This window comes from Bordetella genomosp. 13, from assembly GCF_002119665.1.
Lineage (GTDB): Bacteria > Pseudomonadota > Gammaproteobacteria > Burkholderiales > Burkholderiaceae_B > Bordetella.
The window spans coordinates 660,090-683,360 of sequence record NZ_CP021111.1 but is presented as its reverse complement, the minus strand read 5'-3'; the positions used below and the strand labels follow the sequence as shown (position 1 = coordinate 683,360).

Annotated in this window: 24 protein-coding genes; 18 read left to right on the top strand and 6 right to left on the bottom strand. The window is 64.6% G+C overall.

Features of this window, described 5'->3' with window-relative positions:
* The 4 genes from CAL15_RS03160 to mads1 are packed head-to-tail and all read right to left on the bottom strand — an operon-like array spanning position 1 to position 6,989.
* Positions 1-2,001 (bottom strand): ATP-binding protein, encoded by a 2,001-nt coding sequence (locus tag CAL15_RS03160; protein WP_086077275.1) that lies wholly within the window; start codon positions 1,999-2,001, stop codon positions 1-3.
* The gene (locus tag CAL15_RS03155) at positions 2,001-3,767 is read right to left on the bottom strand and encodes an AIPR family protein (RefSeq protein WP_086077274.1); all 1,767 of its coding nucleotides are present in this window, start codon (positions 3,765-3,767) and stop codon (positions 2,001-2,003) included. Before CAL15_RS03155 ends, CAL15_RS03160 begins: the two co-directional genes overlap by 1 nt.
* On the bottom strand, positions 3,767-6,646 hold the full coding sequence (locus CAL15_RS03150) for an SNF2-related protein (RefSeq protein WP_086077273.1): 2,880 nt from the start codon (positions 6,644-6,646) through the stop codon (positions 3,767-3,769). The genes CAL15_RS03155 and CAL15_RS03150 overlap by 1 nt, the downstream gene beginning before the upstream one ends.
* Positions 6,647-6,704: 58 nt before the next feature.
* Positions 6,705-6,989 (bottom strand): methylation-associated defense system helix-turn-helix domain-containing protein MAD1, encoded by a 285-nt coding sequence (gene mads1, locus CAL15_RS03145; protein ID WP_430765522.1) that lies wholly within the window; start codon positions 6,987-6,989, stop codon positions 6,705-6,707.
* Positions 6,990-7,129: 140 nt separating this feature from the next.
* On the opposite strand from mads1, the gene CAL15_RS03140 reads away from it, so the two are divergent.
* From CAL15_RS03140 to CAL15_RS03085, 12 genes are all read left to right on the top strand, one after another.
* Positions 7,130-7,483, top strand: a complete 354-nt coding sequence (locus CAL15_RS03140) for an integrative conjugative element protein, RAQPRD family (protein ID WP_086077272.1) — start codon at positions 7,130-7,132, stop codon at positions 7,481-7,483.
* Positions 7,480-7,713, top strand: coding sequence for a TIGR03758 family integrating conjugative element protein (locus tag CAL15_RS03135; protein WP_086077271.1), 234 nt, complete (start codon positions 7,480-7,482; stop codon positions 7,711-7,713). Before CAL15_RS03140 ends, CAL15_RS03135 begins: the two co-directional genes overlap by 4 nt.
* Positions 7,714-7,735: 22 nt before the next feature.
* Positions 7,736-8,104 carry a TIGR03745 family integrating conjugative element membrane protein gene (locus tag CAL15_RS03130; protein WP_033470526.1) on the top strand — a complete coding sequence of 123 codons (369 nt, stop codon included), beginning with the start codon at positions 7,736-7,738 and terminating at the stop codon, positions 8,102-8,104.
* Between the two features lie 12 nt (positions 8,105-8,116).
* Entirely contained in the window at positions 8,117-8,527 is a 411-nt protein-coding gene (locus CAL15_RS03125) for a TIGR03750 family conjugal transfer protein (protein ID WP_086077270.1), read from the top strand.
* The gene (locus tag CAL15_RS03120; protein WP_086077269.1) at positions 8,524-9,198 is read left to right on the top strand and encodes a PFL_4703 family integrating conjugative element protein; all 675 of its coding nucleotides are present in this window, start codon (positions 8,524-8,526) and stop codon (positions 9,196-9,198) included. Before CAL15_RS03125 ends, CAL15_RS03120 begins: the two co-directional genes overlap by 4 nt.
* Positions 9,195-10,100: a TIGR03749 family integrating conjugative element protein gene (locus CAL15_RS03115; RefSeq protein WP_086077268.1), complete on the top strand. Its 906-nt coding sequence runs from the start codon at positions 9,195-9,197 to the stop codon at positions 10,098-10,100. Before CAL15_RS03120 ends, CAL15_RS03115 begins: the two co-directional genes overlap by 4 nt.
* On the top strand, positions 10,090-11,553 hold the full coding sequence (locus tag CAL15_RS03110; protein ID WP_086077267.1) for a TIGR03752 family integrating conjugative element protein: 1,464 nt from the start codon (positions 10,090-10,092) through the stop codon (positions 11,551-11,553). The genes CAL15_RS03115 and CAL15_RS03110 overlap by 11 nt, the downstream gene beginning before the upstream one ends.
* Positions 11,534-11,968, top strand: coding sequence for a TIGR03751 family conjugal transfer lipoprotein (locus tag CAL15_RS03105; RefSeq protein WP_086077266.1), 435 nt, complete (start codon positions 11,534-11,536; stop codon positions 11,966-11,968). Before CAL15_RS03110 ends, CAL15_RS03105 begins: the two co-directional genes overlap by 20 nt.
* Positions 11,968-14,850 (top strand): conjugative transfer ATPase, encoded by a 2,883-nt coding sequence (locus CAL15_RS03100; RefSeq protein ID WP_086077265.1) that lies wholly within the window; start codon positions 11,968-11,970, stop codon positions 14,848-14,850. The genes CAL15_RS03105 and CAL15_RS03100 overlap by 1 nt, the downstream gene beginning before the upstream one ends.
* Before the next feature lie 12 nt (positions 14,851-14,862).
* Positions 14,863-15,603, top strand: a complete 741-nt coding sequence (locus CAL15_RS03095; RefSeq protein WP_086077264.1) for a DsbA family protein — start codon at positions 14,863-14,865, stop codon at positions 15,601-15,603.
* A gap of 195 nt (positions 15,604-15,798) precedes the next feature.
* Complete coding sequence (gene radC / locus CAL15_RS03090) at positions 15,799-16,293, top strand: RadC family protein (protein ID WP_086077263.1); 495 nt, start codon at positions 15,799-15,801, stop codon at positions 16,291-16,293.
* A 283-nt stretch (positions 16,294-16,576) separates the two neighbouring features.
* Complete coding sequence (locus CAL15_RS03085) at positions 16,577-16,987, top strand: hypothetical protein (protein ID WP_229659165.1); 411 nt, start codon at positions 16,577-16,579, stop codon at positions 16,985-16,987.
* A gap of 257 nt (positions 16,988-17,244) precedes the next feature.
* On the opposite strand, the gene CAL15_RS03080 is transcribed toward CAL15_RS03085, so the two are convergent.
* Both CAL15_RS03080 and nhaR read right to left on the bottom strand, forming a co-directional pair.
* Positions 17,245-18,195 carry an L-threonylcarbamoyladenylate synthase gene (locus CAL15_RS03080; RefSeq protein ID WP_033470498.1) on the bottom strand — a complete coding sequence of 317 codons (951 nt, stop codon included), beginning with the start codon at positions 18,193-18,195 and terminating at the stop codon, positions 17,245-17,247.
* A 17-nt stretch (positions 18,196-18,212) separates the two neighbouring features.
* Complete coding sequence (gene nhaR / locus CAL15_RS03075; RefSeq protein ID WP_048512752.1) at positions 18,213-19,133, bottom strand: transcriptional activator NhaR; 921 nt, start codon at positions 19,131-19,133, stop codon at positions 18,213-18,215.
* A 191-nt stretch (positions 19,134-19,324) separates the two neighbouring features.
* Here nhaR and CAL15_RS03070 point away from each other — a divergent pair, with 191 nt between their 5' ends.
* From CAL15_RS03070 to CAL15_RS03045, 6 genes are all read left to right on the top strand, one after another.
* Complete coding sequence (locus CAL15_RS03070; RefSeq protein ID WP_042928646.1) at positions 19,325-19,855, top strand: hypothetical protein; 531 nt, start codon at positions 19,325-19,327, stop codon at positions 19,853-19,855.
* Positions 19,852-20,802, top strand: a complete 951-nt coding sequence (locus CAL15_RS03065) for a sodium-dependent bicarbonate transport family permease (RefSeq protein ID WP_042928645.1) — start codon at positions 19,852-19,854, stop codon at positions 20,800-20,802. The genes CAL15_RS03070 and CAL15_RS03065 overlap by 4 nt, the downstream gene beginning before the upstream one ends.
* Before the next feature lie 4 nt (positions 20,803-20,806).
* The gene (locus CAL15_RS03060; RefSeq protein WP_042928643.1) at positions 20,807-21,109 is read left to right on the top strand and encodes a P-II family nitrogen regulator; all 303 of its coding nucleotides are present in this window, start codon (positions 20,807-20,809) and stop codon (positions 21,107-21,109) included.
* The gene (locus CAL15_RS03055; RefSeq protein ID WP_048512751.1) at positions 21,109-21,720 is read left to right on the top strand and encodes a hypothetical protein; all 612 of its coding nucleotides are present in this window, start codon (positions 21,109-21,111) and stop codon (positions 21,718-21,720) included. Before CAL15_RS03060 ends, CAL15_RS03055 begins: the two co-directional genes overlap by 1 nt.
* A 16-nt stretch (positions 21,721-21,736) precedes the next feature.
* Complete coding sequence (htpX, locus tag CAL15_RS03050; RefSeq protein WP_042928641.1) at positions 21,737-22,612, top strand: protease HtpX; 876 nt, start codon at positions 21,737-21,739, stop codon at positions 22,610-22,612.
* Positions 22,613-22,725: 113 nt separating this feature from the next.
* Complete coding sequence (locus CAL15_RS03045) at positions 22,726-23,235, top strand: universal stress protein (RefSeq protein ID WP_042928640.1); 510 nt, start codon at positions 22,726-22,728, stop codon at positions 23,233-23,235.
* Positions 23,236-23,271 lie beyond the last annotated feature (36 nt).

Genomic DNA, 23,271 nt, shown 5'->3' with positions numbered 1-23,271 from the left:
TTAATGCTTGTGCAGTCCAAGCTTGTCAAACAGGATGCGGTTGCGGCGTTCTGCATCCTTGATGAGCTTGTCGTAGGAGAGAATTTCGATATACCCGTTGCCAGTCGCCAAAGGGGAGAAATACCCTTCGTTGTCGGCGGTGCGGTGGTAACGTCCGAATACTTGTCGATGCAAAGACGGCATTAAATCAGCGATGAGATACCCGGTGTACCGCAGGCTGGCGGGATTGATCTGCCGCCCATCAACGTCAGTGACGCCCCCTTCGGAGATTTCTCGGAATCGTTGGATGATCTGATCAGCGGGGTCTTTGTCATAATTGTCCCGCCCTGGCCGCTTGAACTCGATGATGACAACACCACCACCAGGCAGGCTGTCTGCCTCAGCGACACCGATGGGTGTGTCATAAAAAAATGCAAAGATGTCCGGCTCGCGGCCCGAGGTGTCGTCCAGCCCAGCGACGCTTTTCAGCTTTTTGTCTGATGTGAGCAGGGTGTGATAGCACAGCCGCTCGTCAATCACCCAGAGGTTCTGCTGCTCGAAGAAGATGTCCTTCGAGGTCGTCCCCATGGGGAAGATCATCTTGTGCAAGACTCGTTCGAGCGGGTATTTGTCATCCGTGCGTTTTTTCTTGAGGCTGTTGTTCACCAAGTCAAGGATCGTTCGGCGGTGCGCAATATAGGCAGCAAGCTGGGCCTTGCCGATTTCGTTGGCCTTTTCCGCGATTTCCTTAAATTTCTCTTGGTACTGTTCGAAGGTTTCGGTTTCGAAGAGCGCCGCGACATGCTTGGCCTCTTTGCGAATGTCGTCCTCGATGGTGCGCTTCACATGCAGAAGAGCTTCGTCCAGCTTGTCTTCAGACAGGCCTGGCTGAATCTTTTGCTCGATCACTTCTTTGTAGCGAGGGTGCGTGAGCGCCCTGTACTCGGGGGCTTGCTCCACAAATTTCTCGATTTGAGCCCGCTTTTCTTCGTTCGTTGACTTCAAGTCGCCCGAGAGCAGCGGGCGCAACGCGCCCGCAATACCCTGGTGCAGGGCGCGCCGGGAGACGAGCGACTGCTCAAGTTCGGGTTCCTCATCGCTTTGGAAAGCGATGCGCGTGCGCTCTTGGTTGGCATGGTCGTCCAGGTATTCCCCGGTGACCAGCACGATCAAGGTGTACGACTCCTGGTCCCCGTCGATCAGCCTTTCGGGAAGCTCCGGAAGCAGGTCACGCAGCTTGCTTGTGGTGACTTCCCGCCCGTTCGCACACAAATTGAGTTCGTGGCGCGAGCGTCCGTCTCGGTGGCGATAAGCCTGCAAGGCGAATGTATGGCCGGAAACCTCAAAGAACTGCTCTTGGATGTGCGCCAGCACGGTGGACTGAAACAGGGCATGCAAGTCAATCGGAGCGTGTCCAGGAGACTCCAGAGCTATCGGAGGGCAGGAGCGGGCCGCAAACCGGATCAGAAAGTGCGCAATGATGCGTTCAGCGATGGTCTCGGGCTGGGTAGGCCACCCAGCCCGAAACTTGTCATCCATGCCCCGCATGGAGGTATGCGTGCCACATGCCTCTTTGACTTCAGACGTGGTGTCTGCACCTTTCAGTTCATCTTGGATGCTGAAGTCGAACTCGCGCAGCAAAGCCTTACCGTCGCGTTTGAAGACGCTGCGGATGTGTACGGATGAAAAGACCTTCAGGAAGGTGAAGCGTCCGACACCTCGACCACCGACCTTCACCTTGGAAAGCGTGTGTGCCTCCTGAAACGAGGCCAAATTCTTTTCGTTGAAGCCAACGCCATCATCAATGACATCAAAGCCGTCCACGACCAGAGTCTCATCGCCAGCTTGATGAGCAAGATCGGTAGAAGCTACCAGCCGGATGCGAATCAAATGATTGCTGAAGCCGTCTTGATGCTCTTCGATTGCATCGACGGCATTCGAGATAGCCTCGTAAAGAGGCATCATTGCCTTGGACTGGGAAAGCTCCAGTCGATCCACCAGACCTTTGATGTTTGCTTGCACTATTGATTTCCTCCCTGGCTCTGCTGCGCCAAGGCCGCCATCAAACGGCCTTTCACGGTTCGACAGTCCGTTTTGTTCTCAAAGATGCTGCGCGCCTGCTTGTTCCACTGCGCGCCTTGGACGGCACTCACAAGGCGCTCGGAAACAAGATCGACTTCGCGTGAAATCGCTGTCATCTCATCCTGGGTCAACGCCAGCATCGGTCCGTTTTGAAACTGAAGCCGGATGAAAATGACGTGTAGAACCAGCCAAGCGCCGTGATTGAGAATCTCTCGTGCAGGGAGTGCCCCCGCTGGCAAGTTGGCGGGATCACCTTCGGCAGTGGCTCTGGCGCGGACTTTCTCTACGACCACTCGGCCGACTTGGGCTATCCGCCACATTTGCCTTGCCGTGAGGGAGTCGGCGAAGAGCCGTTCGTAGGAATGGCGTAAGGGGTCGGTTGCTGATACCAACCCCTCCCGCCCAAACAGCTTCTTTTTGTCGGCCTTGGCGGCGGTCACGTAGTCCTGCCAGTCGTTCGTGGTTACGGTGCAAGCCAGGAATGGCGCAAGTTCACGCGCGCTGAAGCAGGTCGGCGATAGCGGCGGATCGTCGTCCCCCTGCTTGACCAGATAGGTAATGCCCGCCATCTGCAAGGTCTGCTGCCACATGGCCTGCCGTTCATCGAGCGCGGCAAAGTCTTCCAGCTCTACGGCATTCTGGCGGTTACGCGATTGGGTGACACGATCGCCAAAGCCATCAGGCGCGTTCTCAAGACAAACGAAAGTCGCCATGACTATGGTGGGATGTGCATCGTAGTGGGCCAGTGGCTCGCGGGCTATCGCCCCAACCGTCTGCGCACCGTTGATGATGGACAGGCCTCGAATGCGAAACGTGCCAGTCTGCCGATTCGGGTCGCGGGGGTGCTGCTCCGTTATGGAGTCGCAGAGGAAGGTGACGCCGTTATTGAAGTAGAAGAAGTGCTGTGCTTCTTGTCGAATCGTCTCGGTTAGTCCAGCATTGACGGTGGTCGTGCCCTTGAACCGGCGAATGTTCCGATCAACCAGATGCTCCTCGTGTGCCGCCCAAAGATCGGCGAGCCGCTTGGCGTCCATGCGCCCGTAGAACGCCCGGTAGGGCTCTTGCGTGTGACCGAAGTCCTTCAATTCGACTTCGGCTTCTATGGGCTGGGCCGAAACCCCGTCCAGATGCAGATCGTGAAGGGTCGTGAGCCCATAGGCATGGCATCGAAGAAAGCCCGGATTTGCGCCATTGAACGCACGCTCCAAGTCGGCAAAGATGTCGCGCCGATCATCGGATACCGCCGTGCCGGAATAGGCCAGCACGACTTTGACCCTGCAGATACCGCTGTTCAACGCATTGGTGATTGCCGCTTGGCGGCTTTGCAAGGCGTTGTTGAAACGATTCCAGCGTCCTTGCAGAAGGTCGGTTACGCCGTCCCGAAATTTGGATACCTCGCCGAGTTCCGGCTCGCCAGTGCCTGACTCTTTGTACTTGGATTGGACCAGCCAGATCGTCTGATCCGTTGAAACGAATACTGAATCGATTCCATGATCCTGACCACCATCGATGCTGGCGGCCACGGACTCATCGAGATTGGCGCCGGCGTCTTCATGCAGGACGAATGCCGCAATTGCCTTGGACAGAAAGTTGCTTCGCCGAGATTCTGGCGTGTTCCCTGTTCCCGTGATTCGGGTGGAGTAATCTGCATCGAGTTTCTGGCATAGCAGATCGAGTTCGAGGGGCCGAGCGACAACTGTTGCCATCAGACCAGCTCCCATTCGACGGCAAACAGCGTGCGCTCTTCCACCTGCTGCTGGAGCTGCACTTCCAACTGACTGATGAGGTCATTTCGCTGCGCTTCGACTTCGTCCTGCCGGGCAAACAGCTCCCGGCGCAGTTTGCTACGCTTGCCTTCCAGCTCACGCTGCTTCTTCTGCCACGAGAGCTTTTCTTCGAGGGTTGGTGAGGTCGCGGCCGTGCGGCGTACCTCCTTGATCTCGCGATCGATCTCCTTGATCTCCTGCTCCAGACCCAGCTTCAGGTCGTCCGCCCAGGCGTCCAGCTTCTGGACTTCCTGCTCGAAGTAACCGAGGTTGCGCTCGTTGACATCGCGCAGGAGTGCTGTCTTGCGGGTCTCCACGTCGGCCAGCAGGGTGGCGTCAGGGGCGTTGAACAGACTGGCTGCTTGCGTGGTCGCGGGCAGGCGCAACAGTTTTTCCGGGTCTACTTCCGCGAGCACGACGCCGTCGGTCGTGCCCGCGGCAACCAGCAGATGCTGCTCCTGGTTGCCGAAAGTCTCGACCGAGATCAGCTTCACGGTGAGCCATCCGGCCTTGCCGCGATAGGCTTCGAGGGTGCTGATCTTTGAACCGTAGGCGTTGTAGTCGAAGACGAGTCGAGCCCCGTCGAGTACGCGAGCCTTGGCCTGCTCGATGCCCCATCGCGCCAGCGGATGATTGATGCGGTATAGATGCGCGTCGCCGGAGCGGCGGGGCAACTCGTAGCGCCCCAGTTCGATGCCCGCGAGACCGCCATGGTCGGTTCCAGTCGGTATGTGGCGGAGATCGAAGCCGTCGTCATCGAAGGCGGCGCAATGGACCAGTTCCGCGCGGGTCAGGTCCATCAGCATGCGCTCGAAGCGATTGCGCGCGTTGCGGCTGTCGTCTGCCCGCATGCGCAGCTTCTCCTGCACCTCCTCATCAAAGTTCTCAAGCAAGACCTGCCGCGTCTTGACCATCGCCTCGTTGATCTCGCCGGAGAGGTCGAGCTGGAGTTGCTCGAAGCTGGACTTGATTTCTTCGGGCTCTCGGCAGTTCTGGTAGATCTCGGCGATACGCCGCTCGAAATCGACACCGGAGCCGATGGCGCCGAGAACTTCGTCGCTGGCCCCGAATACACCTTCGAAGAGCTGGAACTTCTGCGACAGCAGCTCGTACACCCGTGCATCGGCCTCATTACTGCGGTCGACGAAGTTGACCACCACCACGTCGAATTTCTGACCGTAGCGGTGGCACCGTCCAATGCGTTGTTCGATGCGCTGCGGGTTCCAGGGCAGGTCGTAGTTGATGACGAGCGAGCAGAACTGGAGGTTGATGCCTTCGGCCCCAGCCTCGGTGGCAATCATGACCTTGCCGCGCTCCTTGAAGTGCTCGACCAAGGCTGCGCGGGTGTCGGCGGTCTTGGAGCCGGTGATGCGGTCGGTGCCTTCGTGGCGTTTCAGCCAGTCCTTATAGATGGCCTGCGCGCGCTGGTCGCTGTTGGTGCCGTTGAAGAGCACGATGCCGTCGCCGTATGGCGTGTCGGCCAGCAAGTTGAGGAGGTATTCCTGCGTGCGCCTGGACTCGGTGAAGATGATGGCCTTTCTGGCCGCGCCCAACCGATCCAGTTCGGCGAAGGCGCGAACCAGCGCAGTGAGTAGCGCATTACCCTTGGCGTTGTCACGGATGTTGGTTGCCAGCGTTTTGAAGTGGCGAAGCTCCTCTATCTCCTGCGCGACGGCATCACGCTCGGAGCGGTTCGTTGCCTCTTTGCCCGGCTCTTGGTCCTCCCATTCGTCGGCGGTCTCGTCGAGCGACTCGTAGTCCTCGTCCAGTTCTTCGGCGAGATCGGGAACCACGGGAGCTTGATCCAGCACGCCCTGGAGACGCTTGGCCATTGTCTCCAACGCACCCGCAATCGCGTGCGTGCTGGAAGCAAGCAGCTTCCACAGCACGAGTGAAATCAGTTGGCGCTGCCCGTCGGGCAGGGCCTTGAGGTTGGGGCGGCGCAGATAGTCGGCGACGAGCCTGGAAAGTTCCTGCTCTTCGCTCGATGGCGTGAACTCCTCGACGATGGCCCTGCGTGCTGTGTACGAAACGTAGGGCTGAACCTGTTTGCGCAGGGTGCGCTTGCAGATGGGGGCCAGCCGGTCACGCAGGCTGCTGAAGGATTGCTCTCTGCCAGTGAACTGCGAGCGGAAGCTATCAAGGTCTCCGAACACGCGGTCATCGATGAAGCTGACCAGCCCATAGAGTTCGAGCAATGAGTTCTGCAACGGCGTCGCGGTCAGAAGCACCTTGGAGTGAACGCGCGACAACGCCTCCTTGAGGGTCTTGGCGATGACATTGCTGGTCTTGTAAACGTTGCGCAGGCGATGCGCTTCGTCGAGCACGACCAAGTCCCAGTCAATGCCCTTGACGTCGTCGGCCTTGGCCTTTGCGAACTGGTAGGAACAGATGATCGGGCCGGACGCGAACAAGAATGGATTCTGCCGCTCCTGCTTGCGGATCGCGTTGTAGTTTTTGGCTTCAAGGATCAGCCCTTGCAGGCCGAACTTGTCCTGCAACTCCTGGTGCCACTGCTTGCGCAGGTTCGCCGGAACAATGATGAGCATCTTCCGTCGCCGTTCGGCCCAGCGTTGGGAGATGACCAAACCGGCTTCGATGGTCTTGCCCAGACCAACCTCGTCGGCGAGGATCACGCCGCGTGAGAGCGGGTTGCGGCAAGCGAAGAGCGCGGCCTCGACTTGATGAGGATTCAGATCGACTTGCGAATCGACCAAGGTTGAGGCCAGCGACTCCACAGAGTCGCCCGCCGCGCGTCGGGTCAGCAGCCAGGCGAAGTACTGGCTCTGGTGCGGCGTTAGAAGCTGCTGTGTTGTCAACGGCGATCCCCCCCTTGTTCTTTTCCGGATGCGATTCGGTCGCTGACTTGGCGCACGCTCACTCGGCCTCCGGCTTCTTCTTGCTGATGCTTTCGGCGATCCACCGATCCAGCTCCGAGCGGCGAAAGCGCCAGGTACCTCCAAGCTTGAACGCCGGAATCTCTCCTTTCTGGGCAAGGCGATAAACCGTGCGTTTCCCGGCTTTGAGGTAGGCCGCGACCTCCTCCAGCGTGAGGATCTCGCTCTCGACTTCAGTCATCCGGAAACCATCCGATTTGGCCTTTCGTAGCCTTGGATTGCCAAGTTTAGCCAATTCTACCAGGCCGCGGTAGGCGCTGGCCAACTCCGCAATCCGGGGAGCCTTGCGCAGTTGATGGCCAGTTCGGCCTGGGAATCCGGTCAACCCGTAGTTCCCATTCCCTGCGGCGCAAAGCGAGAGCGCGGCACAGCATCTGGCCATCCGCATCAACGGGGAATGGCTCGATGGGACAGACCAACCGCCGCGCATCCGCATGGCCTTCGCTGGCCGTGCTGCTGGCCGTGTCGCTCTCGGCCCTGCAACCCGCCATTGCCGACGACACCCCGGAGCGTGAGCAGCTCGCCGCGCTCGCGCGCCAGCTCGACCTGATCGACCGACTGGTCGAGCACGCCACCACCACCGCGCCGCAGGCGCGCGCCCGCTACCACTTCGACTACGCCCGGCTGCGCGCCGACCTGAAACGCGTGCGCACCGGCGTGCAGGACTTCCTCGTGCCTCAGCGCGCCCAGCCGCGCGATCCCGTTCCGCTGGCCGGCGACTACCTGCGCCGCGACGAACAGGAGGAGCCCTCGCCATGACCGCCGAGCAGATCGCCGCCTTCCAGGCCAACGGCGGCTTTGCGCCTTCGGCGGTGTCCGTCGTGGTGCTCGGCTTCGTGTTCGCGGTGCTGCTGTTGTGGGGCGTGTGGGCCATGCGCACGGCCTACGTGGGCTGGGCCGAGAACCGCATCAACCAACGTCAGTTCCTGGGCGTCTGCATCCGCTTCGTCGCGATGTACCTGGTGCTGACCTTCTTCCTCCTCTCCTGACCACCACGAAGGGCCATCGATCATGCACACGCCTCCGACTACTTCTCGCGTTCCCTCGCGCATCGCCGCGCTGCTGGCGCCGTTGGCGCTCCTGGGACTGCCGCCATCCGCGTTCGCGCAGGGCCTGCCGACCATGGAAGACCCCTCGCGCGGCCAGGGCAGCGGCATCCTGCAGACCTTGCAGAACTACGGCTACGACATCGTGCTGCTGATCGCGCTGCTCGTGGTCGCCTCGATGTTCGTCGGTGTCTGCTATCACGCCTACACACGCTACTCGGAGATCCACACGGGCCGCGCCACCTGGGGCCAGTTCGGGCTGACGGTCGCCGTGGGTGCGATCCTGTTGGTCGTCGGCATCTGGCTGCTGACCAAAGCCACCGGCGTGCTGTAAGGGCTGCACGTGATGGCCACCCCCGCGGAGACAGCGCGCGATGCGCTGGTGACGTTCCTGCCGCACCGGCTGAATCGCCAGCCGGTGGTCGTGCGCGGACTGACCGCCGATGAGCTGTGGATCTGCGCTGGCCTGTCGGCGGCCGCCGGGCTCGTGCTCGGTGTGCCATTGGCCTGGCTGACGCGCAGCATTGCCATGGTGCCTACGCTGATCGTCGCCGGCATCGCGCTCGGCGTCTTCGTCGGCGGTGGCTTCCTGCGCAGCCAGAAGCGCGGCCGGCCCGACACCTGGCTGTACCGGCAGCTTCAGTGGCGGTTGACCTTGCGCTATCCAGTGCTCGCCGCTCACCTGGGCGGGTGCCGTCTGATCATCCGCACGGGCTGGTGGAGCACACGGCGCACGGCCCACCGAGGTGCGGCATGAGCCGTTTCAAGAATGAGGTCGCGCACCTGCAGGCACACGTGAAGACGCTGCGCCTGGGCGGCGCGGCGCTGTTTGTGGTGGCGCTGCTGCTCGGCTTCGGCTGGTGGAGCGCGCCGCGCGATCTGACCATCCACGTGCCCCCCGACCTGCGCTCGGGCAGCGTGCGCAAGTGGTGGGACGTGCCGCCCGAGAGCGTGTACGCGTTCAGCTTCTACATCTGGCAGCAGGTGCAGCGCTGGCCCACCAACGGCGAGACCGACTACCCGCGCAACCTGCACGCGCTGTCGGCCTACCTGACGCCGAGCTGCCGGGCCTTCCTGCAACAGGACTACGAGTACCGTCGCGCAAGCGGCGAGCTGCGGCAGCGCGTGCGCGGCATCTACGAGATTCCCGGCCGCGGCTATGGCGACAGCCCCAGCACGCGCGTCAAGGCGGTCTCCGACCGCGACTGGATCGTCACGCTGGACGTGAGCGCCGACGAGTACCACGGCTCCGAGCAGGTCAAGCGTGCCCTGGTGCGCTACGCCCTGAAGGTTGTGCGCATGGACGTCGATCCCGAGCGCAACCCCTTCGGCCTGGCGCTGGACTGCCATGCCAGCGCGCCTCAGCGCATCGAGACGTCGCCGACGCCCGGCGCCGCATCCGGCCACTCGCAGGGAGACTCCCCATGAAACGCCATGCCCTGTCGGCCTTTGCCGGCGTCTTGCTGTGGCTCGCGCTCGCGCCGGCTCAGGCTGTAGAAATCCTGCGCTGGGAACGCCTGCCGCTGGCGGTGCCGCTGGTGGTCGGCCAGGAGCGCGTGATCTTCATCGACCGCAACGTGCGTGTCGGCGTACCGGACAGCGCGGCCGCGCACCTGCGGGTGCAGAGCGCCGGCGGTGCGATTTACCTGCGGGCGAGCGAGCCGCTGCCGCCGACGCGACTGCAGTTGCAGGACGTGGAATCCGGCGCGCTGATTCTGCTCGACATCGCTGCCGAATCAGCGCAGGACGGACAGCCCCTGCTGGAGCCAGTGCGCATCGTGGACGCGCAGCAGTCGCCCGCCACGCGCTACGGCGGCGAGACGGCCAGCGCCACGGAAGCCGCCGCGCCGGATCGGCCAGTGCGCAAGCGCGAAACACCCGTCCCGGTCGTTTTGACACGTTACGCCGCGCAGAACCTGTACGCGCCGTTGCGTACCGTCGAGCCGGTCGCCGGGATCGGCCGCGTGAACCTGCGCCGCGACCTCCCGCTGGACACCCTGCTGCCGACGCTGCCGGTGCAGGCGCGGGCCTTGGCCGCCTGGCGGCTCGAAGACCAGTGGGTGACGGCGGTGCGGCTCACCAACACGGCGGCGCGCTGGCTGGACCTCGATCCGCGTGCGCTGCAGGGCAATTTCGTGGCGGCCACCTTCCAGCACCCGAACCTGGGGCCGGCCGGCCACGCGTCCGACACCACCGTGGTCTACCTGGTCACGCGCGGCCGCGGTCTGGCCGAGGCGCTGCTGCCCAGGCTGAGCCCCATCGACGCCAGCGTGAATCTGCCGCCGTCCGGTGCCGCCGGCACGGCAGGAGGAGCGTCCTATGAAAAGTAACCCGCTGCTCAAGTGGCTGCTGATCCCCGTGATCCTGCTGCTGGTGTTCGTCGGCATCAAGCTGTTCTCCGGCCCCGCCGGCCAGCGGCCCGCGCTGTCGGGCACGGCCAACCCGCTCACGCCCGAGGAGATGAAGGCCCTGGGCATCGAGGGCGACACGCCGCGCGACACGGTGGCCACGCTGGTCGCGCAGGTGAAACAGTTGCGCACCGAGCTGCAGACCGCGCTGGGCGACAACCGGCAGCAGAAGACCGAGAACGAGCGCCTGCGCACCCGCGAGAGCGCGATCGACCAGCGCATCCAGACCGCGCTCGAAAGCGAACGCAGCCGCTTGCAGCAGGAACGCGAGCAGGTGGCGAGCGAGAAGCAGCAGACGCAGGGGTTGCTGCAGGATCTGCAGCAGCGGCTCGATGGCCTCTCAGGCAAAGGCGGCCAGATCGACCTGCCCGTCGGGCTGGGTCTGGAAGAAGGCGACGGCAAGCGCTTCGGCAACGATGACGGCAGCGGCGCAGGCAACGGCACACACTGGGTCGAACCAGGCGATGCCAAGACCGATGCCCGCAACAGCAGCAAGGAACCGAGCTTTCCGCTGAGCTTCGGCCCGGCGCAGAAAACCCTGTCGGCCGCCGTGGAGTCCGTCGCCGACGCCGGCGGGCGTGCGGTGGTCGGCGCCGTGGGTGCTACCACGACGCCGTTCTACACGGTGCCGCGCAATGCAACGCTGATGGGTTCGGTGGCGATGACGGCGCTGATCGGCCGCGTGCCCATCGACGGCACGGTCAATGACCCGTACCCCTTCAAGGTGCTGATCGGCCCGGACAACCTGACGGCAAACGGCATCGACATCCCCGACGTGGCCGGCGCCGTGGTCAGCGGCACGGCCTCTGGGGACTGGACGCTTTCGTGCGTGCGCGGGCAAATCCGTTCGGTCACTTTCGTGTTCCACGACGGCACCATCCGCACCGTGCCCGAGGACGGCAACCGGGACCAGCGCGGCGGGCAAGCCAGCGCCAACAGCACGACGAGTGCCACGCAAGGCGGCCTCGGCTGGATCAGCGATCCCTATGGCATTCCCTGCGTCAGCGGCGAGCGGCGCAGCAACGCGCAGCAGTACCTCGGCAGCCAGGCGCTGATCACCGCGGCCGGCGCGGGCGCGGCCTCGCTCATCAAATCCGACAACGGCAGCGTCGCCGTGGTCGCCAACGGCAACGGCTCGCTCGGCACGGTCGGCATCGGCGGCAACGAAGCGATGGGCCGCATCCTGGCCGGTGGCGTGCGCGACATGGCCGATTGGGTCAACAAGTTGTATGGCCAGGCCTTCGCGGCCGTCTACGTGCAGCCCGGCGCCAGGGTCGCCGTACATCTGGAGCAGCCGCTCCACATCGACCACGACGCCCAGGGGCGTCGGGTGAGCCACCGCATCGGAGAAGCCCATGCCTCGGACCTGGATTGACGCGGCCGCCGTGTTGCTGGCGGCTGCCTTGCTCGGCGGCTGCGCGACCAGCAAGGAGAAGTTGCTGCCCCACGGCCACAACACCATGCTCGACATCTGGCAGCAGGAGACCGGCGGCGGCGAAGGCAGCGGCCCCATCGCACGGCAACTGCTCGACGCACGCCAGAGCCTGCGTCGGCCGTTGACCGAAGCCGACGTGCAGGCCGCGCCCGCCGTGCAGGAGCGCTACACGCGCACCGCGGGCAACGAAATCTACCGGCAGTTTCATCGCCTGCCGAATCCCGACCTGGTGATGTACGTGTACCCGCATCTGACCGGCACCGACCCGGTGCCGGTGCCTGGCTACAGCACGGTGTTCCCGTTGTACCAGCGCGTGCAGTACGCAATGCCCGGCGAGCGGGTGGAGGACTATTGATGGCCTGGTCGCTGCCATGGCCGCGGAAGGCGGCCCCGTCGCCCGCCGCAGGGGCTCGTGCAGCCGACGCCTGGGAACGGCATTTGTCGACGCTGGCCGCACAGGGCATACCCGAGCCCGGCGGCGCGCTCGCCGGCCAGCGCCGGCCCGCGACCCAGGCCGACCACGACGCGCTCTACACCGTCGCGCCGTCGTTCGCGGACATGCTGCCGTGGGTCGAGTACCTGCCGGGCTCGAAGATCATGCTGCTCGAAGACGGGCAGTCGGTGGCCGCGTTCTTCGAGCTGCTGCCGGTGGGCACTGAAGGCCGCGAGCTGGCCTGGCTGTGGCAGGCCCGCGATGCGCTGGAGAACGCCCTGCAGGACTCCTTCGACGAACTCGATGAGAACCCCTGGGTGGTGCAGCTCTACGCCCAGGACGAAGCCGATTGGAACCACTACCTGAGCAACTTGGCGGGCTACGTGCAGCCGCGTGCGCAGGGCAGCGCGTTCAGCGAGTTCTACCTGCGCTTCTTTGCCCACCACCTGCGCGCCATCGCCAAGCCGGGCGGGTTGTTCGAGGACACCACCGTCACCCGTCTGCCGTGGCGCGGCCAGGTGCGGCGCGTGCGCATGGTGGTCTACCGCCGCACGCCCACGGCCGCGGCCACGCGGCGCGGCCAGTCGCCCGAGCAGGCGCTGACCACGATCTGCGACCGCCTGGTGGGCGGGCTGGCGAATGCCGGGGTGAAGGCCCGGCGCCTCGGCGCGGCGGACATCCACGCCTGGCTGCTGCGCTGGTTCAATCCACATCCGACCCTGCTCGGCCCGAACGCCGAAGACCGCGAGCGCTTCTATGCGCTGACCCGCTACCCCGACGAGCCCGAGGAGGGCGAAGTCGAACTCTCCAGCGGCACCGACTTCGCGCAGCGGCTGTTCTTCGGCCCGCCGCGCTCGGATGTCGAGCAGGGCCTGTGGTTCTTCGATGGGCTCCCGCATCGCGTCATCGTGATGGATCGCCTGCGCACGCCGCCGGCGACCGGACACCTGACGGGCGAGACGCGCAAGGGCGGCGACGCCATGAACGCGCTGTTCGACCAGATGCCGGAAGACACGGTGATGTGCCTGACCGTGGTGGCGACACCGCAGGACGTGCTGGAAAGCCATCTCAATCACCTCGCCAAGAAGGCCGTCGGCGAAACCCTGGCCTCCGAACAGACGCGCGCGGATGTGCAGCAGGCCCGCGGCCTGATAGGCAGCGCGCACAAGCTCTACCGCGGCGCGCTGGCGTTCTACCTGCGTGGTCGAGATCAGGCCCAGCTCGACGCGCGCGGCCTGCAACTCGTCAACGTGATGCTCAACGCGGGCCTGCAGCCGGTGCGCGAGGAAGACGAGGTGGCGCCACTGAACAGCTACCTGCGCTGGCTGCCCTGCGTTTACGACCCGGCCGCCGACAAGCGCGGGTGGTACACGCAGCTCATGTTCGCGCAGCACGCCGCGAACCTGGCGCCGGTCTGGGGCCGCAGCCAGGGCACAGGCCACCCCGGCATCACCTTCTTCAACCGCGGCGGCGGCACGATCAGCTTCGACCCACTGAACCGGCTCGACCGGCAGATGAATGCGCATCTGTTCTTGTTCGGTCCCACGGGTTCGGGCAAATCCGCGACCCTCAACAACCTGCTCAACCAGGTCACCGCCATCTACCGGCCGCGGCTGTTCATCGTCGAGGCGGGCAACTCGTTCGGGCTGTTCGGCGACTTCGCCGCGCGCCTTGGGCTCGGAGTCAACCGCGTGAAGCTCGCACCAGGCTCGGGCGTCAGCCTGGCCCCGTTTGCCGATGCATGGCGCCTGGTCGATACGCCGGGCCAGGTGCAGACGCTCGACGCCGACGCGCTCGACGAGGACCGCGCCGAAACTGCCGCGGCGATGGAAGGCGACGAGCAGCGCGACGTGCTCGGCGAGTTGGAGATCACGGCGCGGCTGATGATCACGGGCGGTGAAGAGCGTGAGGAAGCGCGCATGACGCGCGCCGACCGCAGCCTGATCCGCCAGTGCATCCTCGATGCGGCGCGGCGTTGCGTGGCCGAGCAACGCACGGTGCTTACGCGCGACGTGCGCGACGCGCTGCGCGAGCGCAGCCGCGATGCCACGCTGCCGGAGGCGCGGCGGGCGCGGCTGCAGGAGATGGCGGACGCGATGGATATGTTCTGCCAGGGCGTGGACGGTGAGATGTTCGACCGTCCGGGAACGCCGTGGCCCGAGGCTGACATCACGATCGTGGATCTCGCCACCTTCGCCCGCGAGGGCTACAACGCGCAGCTCTCCATTGCCTACATCTCGCTCATCAACACGGTGAACAACATCGCCGAGCGGGACCAGTACCTGGGCCGGCCCATCGTCAACGTGACGGACGAAGGCCACATCATCACCAAGAACCCGCTGCTCTCGCCGTACATCGTCAAGATCACCAAGATGTGGCGCAAGCTCGGCGCCTGGTTCTGGCTGGCCACGCAAAACCTCGACGACTTGCCCAAGGCGGCCGAGCCCATGCTCAACATGATCGAGTGGTGGATCTGCCTGTCGATGCCGCCGGATGAGGTGGAGAAGGTCGCGCGCTTCCGCGAACTCAACGCTTCGCAGAAGGCGCTGATGCTGTCCGCGCGCAAGCAGGCCGGCGCCTTCTCGGAGGGCGTCATCCTCTCCAAGAGCATGGAAGTGCTGTTCCGCGCCGTGCCGCCCAGTCTCTACCTGGCGATGGCGATGACCGAGCCCGAGGAGAAGGCCGAACGCTTCCAGTTGATGCAGCAGCACGGCATCAGCGAGCTGGATGCCGCCTTCCGCGTGGCCGAGAAGATCGACCGCGCCCGCGGCATCGAGCCGCTGGCGCTGGATGCATTGGCCTGAAGGAGGAACAGCATGCGCCTGCCTTCGTTCACTCGACGCCATACCCTGATCGCGCTGCTGGTCGCGGCGGTGGCCGCCGCCGGGTGGCTACTCCTGCGCACGCCCGATGCGACCCCGGAGTTCATGCATCCGATCACGACCGTGCCCGAGCCACCGAAGCCGGCCGGGCCGCCGTGGCTGTACGGCCGCAGCGATGCCCGCTTCACGGTGGTCGGTTACGCCGACCTGGAGTGCCCGTACTGCCGGGCGTACTTCCCGACGCTGCAGCGCTGGATCGACGCCCACCGCGAGGTGAACTGGCAGTGGCATCACCTGCCGCTGTCCATGCACGAGCCTGCCGCGACCGCCGGGGCACGCCTGGCCGAGTGCGCGGGCGAGGTGGGCGGGCATGCCGCGTTCTGGCAGGCGGTGGCGTGGCTCTACTCGAACACCCGTGGCGACGGCCAGGGCCTGCCGGAGGGCCTGCGCTATCCCGACCTCACGCCAACCATGCTGGGTTGTCTCGACAGCGATCGCCCCGATGCCGTGATCCGCGCCCAGGCGGTGGAAGCAGCGCAGCAGGGCATCGCGGCCACGCCGGCCTTGCAACTGCGCGATCGCGAGTCCGGCAAGTCCATTCTGCTGCACGGCCCCGTCGAAGGCGATGCTTTGCTGTCGGCCATCGACCTGCTCGCCGCCGGCAACACGACCGTAGCCGAACCCGCCCACTCCCCAGACATGCCCGCCGGCGTTGCCGGTGACATGCCCAGGTAGCCATCGATCTTCAAGGCTACGGCGCGGCTTGTCCGCGTTGATCGAAACCCGTTCGCATCGCATCCCTTGACGCGAACAGCCACTGCGTCCGCGGTGGTGGATGCCCGCTCGTCACCTGTTTCATCCCCATCGTCCCCAGGAGGGTTTGCCCTCCAGGGGCAGGCGCCCTCCGATCTCATCCATTGGAGGTTCGTCATGTCTTTTGTCATCGCCGACTCCCGCCCGGAGTCGCTCACCCTGATCGCCGCCCAGCACGAAGACTGGATCATCCGGCAGGCCATCTCCCTGCTGGAGAACCGCGTGTTCAAGGCCGGTCCAGCGCTGGGCAGTCCCGCCGTCGTGCGCGACTACCTGCGCCTGAAACTGGTCGCGGAGCCGAACGAAATCTTCGCCGTCGTGTTTCTCGACAGCCAGCACCAGGTGCTCGCCTTTGAGCCGCTGTTCAAGGGCACGGTCGACCAGACTTCGGTTTATCCGAGGGTGGTTGTCCAGCGTGCGCTGACGCTCAACGCCTCGGCGCTGATCCTGGCGCATCAGCACCCCTCGGGAAACACCGAGCCATCGGCCGCTGATCGTGCGATCACCGAGCGGCTGAAGAGCGCCCTGGCCACCGTCGATGTCCGGGTGCTGGATCACTTCATCGTCGGCAAGGGCAGTCCGTACTCGTTCGCCGAAGCCGGCTTGTTGTAGTCCGCAGGCGCCCCTTCCGGGGGCGCCTGTGCCTCTTGCCCATCTCCACAAGAACTGCTCTGGAAGGCTCCGGTTGCCACGTTCGCGATGCGCTCTGATGGTCACAATTTTCGGATGCTTGGAAAGCTTGTGGGATAGGCGGCTGAACCGGCCTATCCCTGTTGAGAAGCACGCCCATACGTGGAAGAAAATAGCAAATTTTCTAACGAGACTCCGCCTAAGACCGACGGGTGATAGGAGTGTGCTCGCTGGGCCAGACCGCCAGATCGTTAGTGCGACGCGGTTGAAGCGGGTATGCGGCCGCACGGCGTTGCCGGCGGGACTGCGCGACCGGCCAGCGACCAGCAAGCTGTTCGCATGGCTGGCCCAGACCCTCAACGGCGATATGTTTCCGCCTTCTTTGGTGAAAACGACACCGGCCGCTCACCACTTGACGCGGGTTGCGGAGTTCCTGGCGGCTGTCGATCCTGAAAGCGGGCAGCTCAGCTTCTTCCCCTACCAGTTCGAGGTGATTCCGATCGAGCTCATCAGCTCGATCTACGAGCAGTTCGCGCACGCTGAGCCGTGGACAGATGGAAAGCGCACAGAAGCGTTGCAAAACGGCGTGCACTACACGCGACTGTCCGTCGTCGTCTCGCTGATCCTCGATGAGGTCATGGATGGCCTATCTGGACGGGAGCGGTGCTGGATTTGACGTGCTGCTCCGGTGTCTTCCAGGCCGAAGCGTTGTGGCGCTTCGTTCATCTTCGCTCGCAAGGTCAGCCGTCCACGAGGGAGGTGATTCGCTCGACGCTCTACGGGCGAGTCTATGCGTGGACATCAGCGAAGCCGCGATTTGCGTCGCTGCGTTCAGGCGTCCGCGCGCCCCTGCTTTAGTTGCGTGCCCTCGTGAACTGCTCGCTCCCGCACGCATTGAGGCGGCGTTCCGCCAAGCTGCGCTGCCACCGTCCGCTAAAGAGATCGGGTCGCACGGCGCAAGCGGTCGTGTATGGCCGCCCATGCCGGTTCGTCCGGCGGCAGCGCAATCAGCAAGACCTCGCAACTGGTGGCATCGGCCTCGTGCAAAGCCGCGTAAAGCGCGCGCGCATAGTCTTCGGACTGCGAGGGCATCGGCCAGAACTTCGCCACCGGCCAATTTGCGGGGCGCTGCGCAAGCAGCCCGGTACGCCGGCCTGGAAACGGCGCCTCGGCCAGCCCGGCCGGGATCCGGTAGCACGGCGTGCGCGGCGCGTAATGCGAGGCCAGGGCGCCTGGCACGCGAGGCGCTGCCGCAGCAACGGTGCCCGCAAGAAACAGGTGGCGCGCGAGCATATCGGTGGTGATGGCGCCGGGACGCAGAATGCGCGGATGTTCACGACTGAGATCGACGATGGTCGACTCGATGCCGACCAGGCAGGGGCCGCCATCGACCACCGCCGCGATCTTTCCGGCCAGGTGTCGCCGCACATGCGCCGCCGTGGTCGGACTGATTTGACCAAAAGGATTCGCGGATGGCGCGGCCAGGCCCCGACCGAACTGTCGCAAGACGGCCTGCGGTACCGGATGTGCCGGCACGCGTAGCGCGACGGTCGTTTGGCCGCCGGTCACCAGCGGCGAAACCGTTCGCGCGGCAGGCAGCACCAGGGTGAGCGGACCTGGCCAAAAGGCCGAAGCCAGCCGCCAGACCACCTCCGGTACCTCGGTGACCCAGTCCGACAGTTGCTCGGTGGCGGCGAGATGCACGATCAGCGGGTGATCGGCCGGGCGGCCTTTGGCGCGAAAGATCGCGCGCAAGGCATCGGGGTTGGTCGCATCGGCGGCCAACCCATAAACGGTCTCGAAAGGCAGCGCCACGAGTTCCCCCGCCCGCAGCAGGTTCACGGCGGTGGACAGATCGTCCGGGTGGGAAGTAAGTTGCAACATGATCAGGACTCCCGCATTTACCGCGCCATTTGGCCGTCGCCCTGCGGAACGAAGACCGCGCCGCGGGCGGCTTCCAGGACGGCGCGAACCTCCGGATGCTGGATGCGCCGTTCCGTGCTGATCAGCCAGAATGCCTCGCGCACCTCCTCCAGCCGCCCCACCTCGCTGACGCCGTAGCGCGCGCAGATCTCGTCCGAGAGGATCGCGGGCGCGGGGAAATAGCCTTCACCCGCCTGTGCAAAGACCTTCATCAGGGCGCTGTCATCGAACTCCCCGATGACCCGTGGGTACAGGCGTGACTCGCCCAGCCAGAGGTCGATCTCGCCCCGTACCGCCGCGTTCTGACCGGGCAGCAGCAGTGGCGCCCCGTTCAGACAGGCTGGAAAAGCCGCGCCGCGCCGCGCCAGCTCGGGCGCGGCAAAAAAGGCGACGGCACTTTCACCCAGCTTGCGGCTGTGGCCGCGGACCGCCAACCCTGCCGGCATCGGGCGATCGGCCAGCACCATCTCCAGCCGGTGCAGTGCCAATTCCCCGAGCAACCAGTCGATCGTGCCCTCGTGGCACACCAGCCGTATCGGCTTCTCCACCCTCTTCAGCGAAGCCAGCAACCGGTGTGTCAGCGACTTGGGGATCGCATCGGAAATACCGACGCGAAACGTAGCCATCGTCTGCTCCGGGATTGCGTTCGCCCGCAGCGAGGAGACCATCTCGTGACCCAGCGCGAAGATCTCGTCGGCGTAGGACAGCGCAACGCGCCCCGCCTCGGTGAGTTCGAGTCCGCGTCCGGCAGGCTTGAACAAGGCCGTTCCGAGGTCGTCCTCGAGCAGCTTGATTTGGGCGCTGACGGTTTGCGGCGTCAGATGCAACTGATTGGACGCCGCCGCCACACTCCCGGCGTGGGCCACCGCCCAGAAGTAGCGCAGGTGTTTGAGATTCATTATCTGCTATTCGCAACTTTTTACGAAGTGTCTGTGAATTATATTCGACTTTATATGAATCATCCAGACCGTCAAAATTCACCAGGTTACCTTCCGGGTAACAACAGGACGGGTCCTGCACGGCCTTTCGCGCCTCAGGCGCTCGTGGTGAGAAGCGTCCAGTGCCCGCCACCTACGCAGGGGATGAAGACATGCCGACCGAGTCCAGAAGCGCCTTCTTGCTCGTGCGCAGCGATGGGGATCTGGAGCGCGCCAGCGAAGATCTGGCCGCTTACCTGTCGATTCTGCGCCGCCGGTTGCCCGCCAGCGACGTTGAAACCGTGCAAGGCATCTGGATCGACGAAGAAGGCGTGGCGAACTTGCCGTGCGCGCTGGTTCTGCCGGATGCGGCCGGCGCGCGGCGAACCGTCCGTATCCTGGAGACAACAGGGATCAACGGGATCTGGATGCTGTGCTGGCTCGAGACGGCGGCAAGCGCCGTCTCCCGCGTCGACCTGGTGGCGGCGCTGTTGGACTGCTTCGGCCATGAAGACGCGACCACGCTCGCCGCACGCTTCATCCCGGTCTTCGCAGGCAATGCGCCCGACTCCAGCGTGAGCGCGGAGCTGCAGGTGCTCGAAGCACGCTACCCGGAACTCGTGCTGCCGCCGATCTACCAGGACGCCGGCGGCAGCCTGGTCCTGCCATCGGCGCAGCCGCACGATGAAGGAACGCCATCTTGAGCACCCTCGACCCCGTCCTGCTGTTCTTCCTGCTCGGCTTGGCCGCTGGCCTGCTGCGCTCGGAGCTGCGACTGCCCGCGGCCGTCTATGAACTGGTGAGCATGCTGCTGCTGCTCGCCATCGGCCTCAAGGGCGGCATCGAACTCGCCAGGCAACCCTTCGGTGACCTCGCGCTGCAAGCCCTCGCGGTCATGGCGATGGGCGTACTGTTGCCGCTGGTCGCCTTTCCGGTGCTGCGGTTCATGGGGCGTTTCCCCCGTGCGGACGCGGCATCCGTTGCCGCCCACTATGGCTCGGTGAGCGTCGGCACCTATGCCGTCGCCACCACCTATTTCGCCAGCCGGCAGATCGAGTTCGAGTCGCACATGCCGTTCCTGCTCGCCGTGCTGGAGATCCCGGCCATCCTGGTGGGGATCCTGCTGGCCCGCGGGTTCTCCCGTGACATGCGGATCGGCACGGTCGCGCATGAGGTGTTTCTGGGCAAGGGCATCGTGCTGCTCGTCGGCGGGCTGCTGATCGGCTGGGCCGCCGGCCCGGAGGGACTGACTTCCGTCAAGCCGCTGTTCTTCGATCTGTTCAAGGGAATCCTTGCCCTGTTCCTCCTGGAAATGGGGCTGATCACGGCCGCCCAGTTCGGCAGCCTGCGGCGGCACGGCCTGTTCCTCGTGCTGTTCGGCATCGGCATGCCGCTGTTCTCCTCCGTGGTGGGCATCGCGCTGGGTTACGGACTCGGGCTGTCGCTGGGGGGCACGGCCATGCTGGCCATCCTGGCAGCGAGTGCGTCCTACATCGCCGTGCCCGCCGCCATGCGCATTTCGGTGCCGGAGGCCAACCCGACGCTGTCGCTGGCCGCTTCCTTGGGCGTCACTTTCCCGTTCAACGTCCTGGTCGGCATTCCGCTCTATCACGCCATGGCGACGCAAGCATTCGCCCTGACCGGAGGCTAGGTTCATGAACAGTTCGATGCGCAAACTGCTGACCATCATCACCGAGGCCGCCCTGGAGAGCGTCTTGATCAAGGACCTCGAACGCCTGGGAGTCCGGGGCTACACCATTACCGACGCCCGCGGCAAGGGCAGCCGGGGCGTGCGCAGCTCCGCGTGGGATGCGAGCAGCAACATCCGCATCGAGGTCGTATGCGATGCGGCGACCGCCGAGGCCATCGCCGCACATCTGCAGGCCCGCTACTACGAGAACTACGCCATGATCCTGTTCGTGTCCGACGTCGCGGTGCTGCGGCCGGAGAAGTTCTGATGGCAAAAAGAAACTTGGCGCAGGCCGCATCGTGGCTGGGAAATATTCGGGCGCGCACCTGGCTGATCCTGGGCGGGCTCGCCTTCGCCATCGTCGGCCTGCTCGTCTGGGCCGGCATCGCGCTGTTGTCCTGGCTGTGGGCGCAGGCGCCGGTGGCGACGGAGACCGGCAAGCGTTTGGCCGACGAGGCGGCGGCAACGGTTGAACAGGCAGCGCCCGGTCTCAAGGAGCAGGCGGAGCGCTGGCTGCCGGGCATTCAGGAGCAGGCGGACCGGTGGCTGCCGGGCCTCGGCGAAGCGCCGCCCGCGCGCGATGTCAGCGGCACCGACCTCGGCCCGGTCCCGCGCTTCCCAGGCCTGGTGCGCAGTCATTACGCGCGCGATGGCGAGACGACCGAAGTGCGTTACGCCGGCCGCGCGGGTTTCGACGCGGCGCTGGCGCACTATGTCCGGGGCTTCGCCGACGCCGGGTTCGTCCAGGAGGTGATTTCCGCCATGCCAGAGGAGGAAAGGCACCGGTTTCGACATAGTCAGGAGTCCATCGAGTTCGCGCTGATGCGCCGCCCGGGCGGTTTGATCGAAGTTCGTTTGCAACATTCCTCACGGCAATGATGCCAGGGAGCCGAGCATGAAGCGCATCGTCCTGTTTCTCGCCACCAACCTGGCCATTTTGCTGGTGCTCTCGGTCAGCATGCGCCTGCTGGGGGTGGAGCCATGGCTGAACGAACAGGGACTGAACTTGACGGCGCTGCTGATCTTCGCCGCGGTGATGGGCTTCGGCGGATCGCTCATCTCGCTGGCCGTCTCCAAGTGGATGGCCAAGAAGATGATGGGCGTGCGGGTGATCAAGGCGCCATCGAATACGACCGAAGCCTGGCTGGTAGATACGGTTCGCAAGTACGCGCGGCAGGCGGGCATAGGCATGCCCGAGGTAGGCATTTACGACGCGCCCGACGTCAACGCCTTCGCCACCGGGATGAGCAGGAACAAGGCGCTGATCGCCGTCTCCACCGGCCTCTTGCAGCAGATGACGCGCGAGGAGGCAGAAGCCGTGCTGGGCCATGAAGTCGCGCACGCCGCCAATGGCGACATGGTGACGCTGGCGCTGATCCAGGGCGTGGTGAACACCTTCGTGCTGTTCCTCTCGCGGGTGATCGGCCACACGGTGGACCGGATAATCTTCAAGAGCGAGAACGGGCACGGCCCGGCATTCTGGGTGACGGTCATCATCGCCGACTTGGTGCTGGGCATCCTGGCCTCCCTCATCGTCATGTGGTTCTCGCGCCAACGGGAGTTCCGCGCCGACGCGGGCGGCGCGTCACTGGCCGGGCGCGGCGCCATGATTGCAGCGTTGGAGCGGCTCAGTGCGCTGCAGCCTGCGTCCCTGCCCGACAAGATGACGGCCTTCGGCATCGCCGGCGGAGGTGCGTCGGGTCTCAAGCGCCTGTTCATGACCCACCCGCCGCTGACCAAACGCATCGCGGCGCTCAAGGCAGCGCAATGAATGCGCACGCGGCTTGCAGCCCGCCTGTTGCTGGGCGCGGTGGTGGTCTGAGTCCTACTGCCGTTCGATCTGATTTCCCGACTATAGCTGGCCATTGGAAAGGAACCCGCGCCATGTTGAAAATACTCGTTCCGGTCGACGGCTCAAGCAACTCGCTCCATGCGGTGCGGCACGTCGTCAATGAGTTCAGGAAGAACGCGGCGTTGGAAATTCATCTATTGAATGTTCAGACGCCATTTTCCCAATACGTTTCACGATTCGTGAGCAGAAGAGATCGCCACGATTTCCATCGCGATCAGGCCGAGTTGGCGCTGCTGCCAAGCAGACAGATGCTAGACAGGTTCGGGGTGCCCTATGAAGCGCACATGGAACTTGGGGAAAAGGCATACGTCATTACCGACGCGGCGCGCCGCCTCCACTGCGACCATATCGTGGTGGGTGCCGCACGCAAGAGCTCGCTGATCCGGATGGTCGAGAACTCGACGATCAACAAGGTGATTGAGCTGACGACCGTCCCGGTCAAGGTTGTGGCAGGAGACCCGGTGTCCCCGCTGGAACGCTACGGCATTCCAGCCGGCGTCGGCACGGGCTTGGCATCGTTGTTCTTTGCAGCCGCCGAATGATTGCCATGAGTCGACTCCCTGGCAACCAAGAAGAAC

Bases quoted from the DNA above. Each gene is read 5' to 3' on its own strand.
- htpX (WP_042928641.1), top strand. From the start codon at position 21,737: ATGAAGCGCATCGTCCTGTTTCTCGCCACCAACCTGGCCATTTTGCTG.
- CAL15_RS03140 (WP_086077272.1), top strand. From the start codon at position 7,130: ATGGGACAGACCAACCGCCGCGCATCCGCATGGCCTTCGCTGGCCGTG.
- CAL15_RS03055 (WP_048512751.1), top strand. From the start codon at position 21,109: ATGGCAAAAAGAAACTTGGCGCAGGCCGCATCGTGGCTGGGAAATATT.
- CAL15_RS03110 (WP_086077267.1), top strand. From the start codon at position 10,090: ATGAAAAGTAACCCGCTGCTCAAGTGGCTGCTGATCCCCGTGATCCTG.
- CAL15_RS03080 (WP_033470498.1), bottom strand. From the start codon at position 18,195: ATGTTGCAACTTACTTCCCACCCGGACGATCTGTCCACCGCCGTGAAC.
- CAL15_RS03130 (WP_033470526.1), top strand. From the start codon at position 7,736: ATGCACACGCCTCCGACTACTTCTCGCGTTCCCTCGCGCATCGCCGCG.
- CAL15_RS03100 (WP_086077265.1), top strand. From the start codon at position 11,968: ATGGCCTGGTCGCTGCCATGGCCGCGGAAGGCGGCCCCGTCGCCCGCC.
- CAL15_RS03045 (WP_042928640.1), top strand. From the start codon at position 22,726: ATGTTGAAAATACTCGTTCCGGTCGACGGCTCAAGCAACTCGCTCCAT.
- CAL15_RS03070 (WP_042928646.1), top strand. From the start codon at position 19,325: ATGCCGACCGAGTCCAGAAGCGCCTTCTTGCTCGTGCGCAGCGATGGG.
- CAL15_RS03060 (WP_042928643.1), top strand. From the start codon at position 20,807: ATGAACAGTTCGATGCGCAAACTGCTGACCATCATCACCGAGGCCGCC.
- nhaR (WP_048512752.1), bottom strand. From the start codon at position 19,133: ATGAATCTCAAACACCTGCGCTACTTCTGGGCGGTGGCCCACGCCGGG.
- CAL15_RS03120 (WP_086077269.1), top strand. From the start codon at position 8,524: ATGAGCCGTTTCAAGAATGAGGTCGCGCACCTGCAGGCACACGTGAAG.
- CAL15_RS03155 (WP_086077274.1), bottom strand. From the start codon at position 3,767: ATGGCAACAGTTGTCGCTCGGCCCCTCGAACTCGATCTGCTATGCCAG.
- CAL15_RS03125 (WP_086077270.1), top strand. From the start codon at position 8,117: ATGGCCACCCCCGCGGAGACAGCGCGCGATGCGCTGGTGACGTTCCTG.
- CAL15_RS03105 (WP_086077266.1), top strand. From the start codon at position 11,534: ATGCCTCGGACCTGGATTGACGCGGCCGCCGTGTTGCTGGCGGCTGCC.
- radC (WP_086077263.1), top strand. From the start codon at position 15,799: ATGTCTTTTGTCATCGCCGACTCCCGCCCGGAGTCGCTCACCCTGATC.
- CAL15_RS03135 (WP_086077271.1), top strand. From the start codon at position 7,480: ATGACCGCCGAGCAGATCGCCGCCTTCCAGGCCAACGGCGGCTTTGCG.
- CAL15_RS03095 (WP_086077264.1), top strand. From the start codon at position 14,863: ATGCGCCTGCCTTCGTTCACTCGACGCCATACCCTGATCGCGCTGCTG.
- CAL15_RS03115 (WP_086077268.1), top strand. From the start codon at position 9,195: ATGAAACGCCATGCCCTGTCGGCCTTTGCCGGCGTCTTGCTGTGGCTC.